The 1,747-nt window shown below is 59.6% G+C and carries 3 protein-coding genes; all 3 read left to right on the forward strand.

Annotated features, from left to right (window positions below; translation table 11 throughout):
- Positions 1 to 580 (forward strand): hypothetical protein (locus C1631_RS25165; protein ID WP_228441464.1); only part of this gene is annotated, 580 nt, incomplete at its 5' end.
- A 271-nt stretch (positions 581 to 851) separates the two neighbouring features.
- Positions 852 to 1,142 (forward strand): hypothetical protein, encoded by a 291-nt coding sequence (locus C1631_RS25170; protein ID WP_109714466.1) that lies wholly within the window; start codon positions 852 to 854, stop codon positions 1,140 to 1,142.
- Positions 1,143 to 1,175: 33 nt separating this feature from the next.
- The coding region (locus tag C1631_RS25175; RefSeq protein WP_228441467.1) for an FAD-dependent oxidoreductase at positions 1,176 to 1,747 on the forward strand (572 nt) is incomplete at its 3' end.

Here is a 1,747-nt window from a genome sequence, read left to right on the forward strand (position 1 = left end):
GTGCGGCACACACACCAGAACCGGACATTGGAACTGGTGCCGCTCTCCTTCCTGCGACCGATGCCGACGCCATCGCGCCCGTTCAATGGCCGAAGCAGTTTCGGATTGGGCGCAGTCTCAGAACAGCTTCACGCTGCGCAAGATCAAGATCGAGACCCGACGCTGCTCCGATCCAGACGATCTTCTTGAAGCGATCAACAAGACCAGAATCACCGTTCGCCGTGCTATTGACCGGCAGCAGAGAGAGAATGAGCGCTGGCGTAGCGTTCGATGCCTCGGATGCTTCACTCCCTCGTTCGACGGATCGATGTGGTCAGCGACGTTCAACGGCGTCCTCGATCTTGGTCGAGTTCACGAGGTGAACTTCCTCGATGCCGTCGAGCCGCTGGCACGGATTCACCTCCTGTCGTTCCCGGCCGCACTCATCGGAAATGACATCCACGGTCACGTGCACTTCGCCTTCGCGACCACGACCGGCTTGAAGGCGTGCGATCCGAATCATCTCGCCGCGTACTTCAACACGGTGAACCGGAACGGTGGCTTCAAACCGCTGCTTTTCCGTCGCGGATTCCAGTCATGAGGTCTCGGCGGCCTCGGAAGGCGATTGGTCCCGGTGACGCCTGGAAGGAGGCGCAACGGACAGCGAAGATCAGAAAGCAGCAGGATGACGAGCGCCATCGCCACCAATCCGCGATGACCGATCTCGCCTTACGCAGGCAGAAGGCAATGCTTCAATCCGATCTAGAACGCCGGGCAATCGAATTGGCCCGAATCAACGCGAAACAATTTGACGAGAATTACCGTCATCAGTCTAAGATGGAATCCTTAACTTCACGCATTTTCAGGAAGACATGAAACCACCGTTCGATCTCAACAACTTCAAAGCGCGAATTGCAGCACTCCCGCGCGATCCTCTCGCGCCGACCGACTACCCGCAACAGCACGAGGTCAAGCTTCTCCCGGTCGCCAGCGACAACGAGCTTCATGCTCGATGGCATGAGGCCCAGGACTGGTGCCGCCAGAACGTGCAGTACCAGCAGGGGCATCAGTGGAGCCGCCGCATGGATCGAGATTCCGGTCGGCCGGTATTCTCGTTCTCAGACGTGTCCACGGGTGTGTTGTTCGCGCTCAAGTTCCGGTGATTTACCGACGACCGCGAACCTCACCCCGTGTAATTGAAGCGGCATCTTCGTGAAACCAGTACCAACTCCAGCTTCGTTGTCCTTCAGAATGGTGGAGGGCTCGACATGGGAATCTATGATCTCGCAATCATCGGCACTGGCACAGCGGCTATGGTTGCGGCCATGCGCGTCCGCAGCGCGGGCTGGAGTGTCGCGGTGGTGGATCACAAGCCATTTGGCGGCACCTGCGCACTGCGAGGCTGCGATCCGAAGAAGATGCTCATCGCGGGAGCAGAGGTGATCGACGCAACAGGGCGAATGCGTGGTCACGGCGTCGTTGGGGATGTGCGGATCGACTGGCCTGACCTGATGGCTTTCAAGCGCACCTTCACCGATCCAGTGCCTGCGAAGAACGAACACCGCTACGCCGACAAAGGCATCGACACCTTCCACGGCGAGGCCCGATTCACGGGCCGCACCTCGCTCGATGTTGCCGGAACAGCGATCCAGGCACGGCACATTTTGATCGCGTCCGGGGCAGAGCCGGTGCGGCTCGGCATTCCCGGCGAGGAGCATCTGGCGACGAACGAGGAGTTCCTTGCCCTGGAGCACCTACCGCCTCGGAT

Source organism: Chryseobacterium phosphatilyticum, from assembly GCF_002899825.2.
Taxonomy (GTDB): Bacteria; Bacteroidota; Bacteroidia; order Flavobacteriales; family Weeksellaceae; genus Chryseobacterium; species Chryseobacterium phosphatilyticum.